Here is a 5,576-nt window from a genome sequence, read left to right on the forward strand (position 1 = left end):
ACTGCCTGTACGACCGCGTATTCTCGTCCAGGTTCCGGTAGCGGTCGCGCAGCATGGTTTCGCGGCTGGTCATGGGGACCTCGCGGCCGCGGATGATCACCGTGTTCACGCGGGTCAGCAGTTCCAGCGGATCGCCGTCCCACACCACCACGTCCGCCACCTTCCCCACCTCCAGCGAGCCGTACCGGTCCGCCACGCCAAAGATCTGCGCGGGGGCCAGCGTTACCGCCCGCAGCGCCTCGTCGTACGGAAGCCCGTACGCCACGGCGTTGCCGGCCTCCTGGCGGATGTTGTACGCCTGAAAGGTTTCACCCGTGGTGATGGCCACCTGCACGCCGGCCCGCCGCAGCAGGGCGGCGTTCTCGTACCGCGCGCCCAGCGACTCGTAGCTCTCCGGCAGGTTGCGCAGCACGCGCACCAGCACCGGCACCCGCGCCCGCGCCAGGTCGCCCGCCACCATCCACGCCTCGGTGCCGCCGGTGATGATCAGCCTGAGGTTGTACTCCTGCGCCAGGCGGATCGTGGCCTGAATGTCGCTGGCCCGGTGCGCCTCCACCACCAGCGGCATCTCGCCGCGCAGAACGGGCTGCAGCGCGGCCAGGTCCAGCCGGCTCACGCTGAAGTCGCGCGTTTCGCCGCGCTCGAACGCCTGCGGGTTGCGGTTCCAGGCGCGCGCGTCCTCCAGCACCTCGCGCATGCGCATGAACACGCCGCCGCGCGTGCCATTGCCCGCCTCGTGCACGTTCTCGCTCACCGACGCGAACATGGCGATCGGCCCAGGGCGAATGAGCATGTCCGCCACGTTGTTGCCGATCAGGTCAATGCCGATCCCCTGGCCACTGATCAGCCCGCCCGCCGGACGGCTGATGACCGTGGTCACCCCTGCGATGCGGGTGACGGGGATCACGACCGAGCGCGGATTGATGCCGTCCGACACGTTGAACGCGGCCGACACCTGGTCCTTGTCGTTCTCCATCCGCGCGTCGTTGGTGGCGTCCAGCGACCCCACCTCCACCAGCGCCATGTTGGTGGACGACTCAAAGAGCCCCGGCGTAACCACCTTGCCGCGCGCGTCGATGGTGCGCGCCCCGGCGGGAACCGGAATGCCGGCGCCCACCGCGGCAATGCGGCCGTTGGTGATGATGACCGTGCCGTTGGGGATGGCCGGCCCGCTGATGGGGTGAACCGTGCCGCCGGTAATGGCGATGGTCTGCGCGGCGGCGGGGGCGGCGGGGGCGGCGGCCAGCGCCGCGAGCGTGGCCGCGGCGAGCAGCTTGGGGGTCATTGCGCGGCCTCCGCGGGAAAGAGTCCCACCTCGAAGTCCGTGCGCGGCTGGCGCGACGGATCAAAGCGGTCAAAGAGCAGCGCGCCGTCGATGTACACGCGGTCGGCGCGGGCGTAGACGCTGAACGGGTTGGCGGACCAGATGACCACGTCCGCGCGCTTGCCCGGCTCCAGCGTGCCCACCTCGTCCTGAATGCCGAGCGCCCAGGCGGCGTTGGCCGTGATCCAGCGCAGCGCGTCGTTCTCGCTGACCTCGATGCCGGCTTCGCGCCCGGCCTCCAGGGCCTTGGCGGCCTCCTGGTTCAGCTTCTGGATCCCCGTGGGGTCGTCGGAGTGCACGATGGCGCGGGCGCCGGCCTGGTGCACCATGGCGATGTTGGCGCGGGTAAAGTCCAGCGCCTCCATCTTGAAGCCCCACCAGTCCGCCCACAGCGAGCCGCTGATGGAGTCGCGCGCCATCAGGTCGCGCACCTTGTACGCCTCCACCCCGTGATGGAACGAGCGGATGCGGTAGCCGAACTCGTGCGCGATGTCGATCATCTGCGCCATCTCGTCGCCACGGTAGCAGTGGTTGTGGACGAGGATTTCGCCGCGCAGCACGCCGGCCAGCGTTTCCAGCTCCAGGTCCTGCGTGGGCATGTTGGACGGGTTGCGGCCATTGCGCTCCCAGTCGTCCATGCGGCGCCGGTAGTCCGCGGCGCGCTGCCACGCCGCGCGAAAGCCGGCCACCTCGCCCATGCGGGTGCTGGGGCCGCCGCGGTTGCCGTAGACGCGCTTGGGGTTCTCGCCGCAGGCCATCTTGAGGCCGTACGGCGCGCCGGGAAACTTCATCCCCTGCACCGTGCGGCTGGGCACGTTGCGCAGCACCACGCTGCGCCCGCCGAACAGGTTGGCGGAGCCGGGCAGGATCTGCATGGTCGTTACGCCGCCCTCCAGCGCCCGCACAAAGCCGGGGTCCTGCGGCCACACCGAGTGCTCGGCCCACACCTCGGCGGTGTTGGGGCTGGTGGCCTCGTTGCCGTCGGAGGTGGCCTCCACGCCGGGGCTGGCGTACACGCCCAGGTGCGAGTGCGTGTCGATGACGCCGGGCGTGACGAACTTGCCGGTCGCGTCCACCACCACCGCGTCGGCGGGGGCGTTCACCGTGGCGCCGACCGCCGCGATCTTCCCATCCACCATCAGCACCTGGCCGTTGGGGATGATCTGCCCCGCCGCCGTCATTACCGTGCCGCCCCGGATCACCGTGGTGCGCGAGGGGAAGGGGCGGTAGGTGGACGGGAACGGAGCCTGGGCCCGTGGCGCGGCGGCCTGGGGCGCGGGGCCGGCGGGCCGGGCCGCGCGCCCTTGGGCGCAGGCGGCCAGCGAGGCCAGCGCGAGCGCGGACAACGCACGCTTCATTCGGTGCCTCTCCTGTGCGGAGTTGCAGAAAGGGCGACGCACGGGCGGTTTCACGTTTTTTAGCACCGGGGTGCCGACGTGGGGCACGCAGTCGCGGGGGGATTCGGGGCGGCATTGTAGCTGTATACGGGATTCAGCGGCAAGTACGGAGGAGCGAGGGAATAGGGAATAGGGAATAGGGAATAGGGAATAGGGAATAGGGAATAGGAACGGCCACGGATGAACCGCCCCCGGCGGCCAGCCTGGTCGCCGTCCTCCGGATCCATCGTCGATCCGTCTTCCGAACTGCGGCTGCCGGCAGAGGAGCCGTCCTCCAGATCCGCCGTCGATCCGTTTTACCAACGCCTCCTCCGATCACCCGCCCGGACCGCCGCCCCCCAGCAGTTCCCCTATTCCCTATTCCCTATTCCCTATTCCCTATTCCCTATTCCCTATTCCCTATTCCCTGGGGTTGTCCTCCCCTCCCCACACCCCGCGTCCCCCGCCGAGGACAGCGACCGCGCCTGAAACCGTATCAGATCACCTGTTTCCAAGCATCTACGCTAAATTTCGTTGCCGCAGCGACTTGGCACCGGTGTTGCCCTTCAATGGGCCAAGCGTTGGAGCAGGATGATCAACCGAACCGGAGTACCACGATGAAGTCGACGATGTTTTCTCTGCCGCTCGCGCTGGTGATGGCGGCCATCGTTTCCGCCTCGCCGGCGGAGGCGCAGAAGCGCGGCAACGGGCACGGCAACAGCGGCCACGGCCAGAGCCAGCAGGACCGCGTCCGCGACCGTGACCGCGATCACGACGACGACGACGATCGCTACGAAGATGATCGGCGGGACGACCGCCGCGGCCGCGAGGAGCCCCGCTTCGAGCGCCGCCGCAATGTGCCGCCGGGGTGGTGCCAGGGCCGCAACAATCCGCACAACACCGTGGAGAACTGCGGCCGCGGAGAGGGCCGCTACGGCTCGTCCTCGTCGCGCTACCCGTCCACGGACCGCCGCTACAACACCAGCGGCTCGTACGACCAGGCGCACCGCGACTTCCACTACTCGCACGACCGCATGTGCCGTGAGCGCGCCGCGCAGAACCCCACCAGCCTGCGCTGGCAAATCCAGGTGCGCAGCGAGTGCAAGGCCGAGCACGACGCCTTCCATCGCCAGTGGGGCACCACCCACCGCTGATCGCGGCGCCTGACCCCATCGACAGCACAAGACACCCCCGGCGAGAGCGATCTCGCCGGGGGTGTCTGGCTTTCCATCATCGAAAGAACCTGGAACCTCCAACAGAGGGCAGGGAGACACGGAACCGCACTCGATGCGAGGATCACCGGAGGCCGCGGCTCTCCGAACCACCGTGACCTCCGTGCAACCTCTGCGACCTCCGTGAGAGACGCGGTTGCCGTTGCGCGTTTCGTGTCTCTGCGTCTCCCCGTGGAACTTCGGTTCGTTACTGGCCCGCCGGGCGGATGGTGGAGGCGTCCACAGGGTTGCCCTCCAGGTCCAGCACCGTCACGGGAGCGATCGCGCGCACCCGCTCCAGGATCTGCGCCGCGTCGCCGACCACCACGATGGTCGCGCGGTCCGGGCTCAGGTACTGGCGCGCCACCCGCTGCACGTCCGCCGCCGTCACCGCCGCGATGCGCGCCGGGTACTCCGTCAGCGACGACACGGGCAGGTTCAGCAGCCGCACGCTCGCAAGGCGCCCGGCCACGCCGGCCGGCGTTTCCAGCGTGTTTGGGAACGAGCTGATCAGGAAGTTCTTGGCCTGGTCCAGCTCCGCCTGCGGCACCGCCTGGTCGCGAATGCGGCGCAGCTGCGTCAGCAGTTCCGCCAGCGCGCTGTCCGTCACGGCGGTGCGCACTTCGGTGTTGGCGCGGTAGTCGCCGCCGCCCAGCAGGCGCGCGTAGCGGGAGCGCGAGCTGTACGTCCAGCCGTGCTCGCTGCGCAGCACCCGCTCCAGCCGCGACTCGCCGCTTGCGCCCAGGATCATGTTGAGCACCTGCGCGGCGTAGTAGTCCGGGCTGTTGGCCGCCAGCCCCGGGTTGCCCACCAGGATGGAGCTCTGCACCGAGCCCGGGCGGTTCACCAGCAGGATCTCCGCGCGGCTCGCGGCCGGCACGGCGGGGAACGCGTCCGACGGAGCCGCGCCGCCCGTCCACGAACCGAACGCCTGCCGCGCCATCTGCTCCGCGCGCGCCGGCGTCACGTCGCCCGAGACCACGAGCATGGCGTTGGCGGGCACGAAGTGCGTGCGGTGCCAGGCCGCCAGGTCGTCACGGGTAATGGCGGTGACGGAGGCCGGGGTGGCGCGGCGGCCGTACGGGTGCTGCGCCCCGAACAGGCGCTCCTCGAAGGTGCGCGAGGCCAGGTAGCTGGAGTTGCCCTGCGCGGCGCGAAGGCCGGCCAGCTGCTGCGCACGCACCGTCTGCAGCTCCTGGTCGCTGAAGGCCGGGCGCAGCGCCACGTCGGCCAGCAGCTCGAACGCCAGCGGAAGCTGGTCCGTCAGCATGCTGGCGGACACGGTCAGGTTGTCCTGGTCGGCGCCGGCGCCCAGCTGGCCGCCCACGCCCTCCACCTGCTCGGCGATCTGCGTGGCCGTGCGGGTGGTGGTGCCCTTGTCCAGCATGGACGCCACGATGGACGCCGTCCCCAGCCGGTTGGCCGGGTCCGCGCCGGAGCCGGAGCGGATGTACAGGTCCAGGTTCACCAGCGGGAGCGAGTGGTTCTCCACCACCAGCAGCCGCATGCCGTTGGGCAGCGTGCGCTCCACGAACGGGGGAAACTGGATGGGCCGCGCCGGGAGCGCCGGCGGCGGCGTGGTGTGCTGCGCGGCGGCGGGGAGCGCCGTGCCGGCCAGGGCGAGCGCCAGGGCGGCCGCGCGGTGCATCTTGGCTGTCGTCACGG

The 5,576-nt window shown here is 70.2% G+C and carries 4 protein-coding genes; 1 reads left to right on the top strand and 3 read right to left on the bottom strand.

What is annotated here, in order from left to right; genetic code table 11:
* Window positions 1-1,285, bottom strand: a 1,285-nt coding sequence (locus VF665_RS14930) for an amidohydrolase family protein (RefSeq protein WP_331054237.1), incomplete at its 3' end; no start/stop codon positions are given.
* Window positions 1,282-2,682 (bottom strand): amidohydrolase, encoded by a 1,401-nt coding sequence (locus VF665_RS14935; protein ID WP_331054238.1) that lies wholly within the window; start codon window positions 2,680-2,682, stop codon window positions 1,282-1,284. The genes VF665_RS14935 and VF665_RS14930, both read right to left, overlap by 4 nt.
* Window positions 2,683-3,317: 635 nt before the next feature.
* Here VF665_RS14935 and VF665_RS14940 point away from each other — a divergent pair.
* On the top strand, window positions 3,318-3,854 hold the full coding sequence (locus tag VF665_RS14940) for a hypothetical protein (protein ID WP_331054239.1): 537 nt from the start codon (window positions 3,318-3,320) through the stop codon (window positions 3,852-3,854).
* A gap of 265 nt (window positions 3,855-4,119) precedes the next feature.
* On the opposite strand, the gene VF665_RS14945 is transcribed toward VF665_RS14940, so the two are convergent.
* The coding region (locus tag VF665_RS14945; RefSeq protein WP_331054240.1) for a pitrilysin family protein at window positions 4,120-5,576 on the bottom strand (1,457 nt) is incomplete at its 5' end.

Origin of the sequence: Longimicrobium sp., assembly GCF_036387355.1 — a bacterium.
Lineage (GTDB): Bacteria > Gemmatimonadota > Gemmatimonadetes > Longimicrobiales > Longimicrobiaceae > Longimicrobium.

Bases quoted from the DNA above. Each gene is read 5' to 3' on its own strand.
- VF665_RS14935 (WP_331054238.1), bottom strand. From the start codon at position 2,682: ATGAAGCGTGCGTTGTCCGCGCTCGCGCTGGCCTCGCTGGCCGCCTGC.
- VF665_RS14940 (WP_331054239.1), top strand. From the start codon at position 3,318: ATGAAGTCGACGATGTTTTCTCTGCCGCTCGCGCTGGTGATGGCGGCC.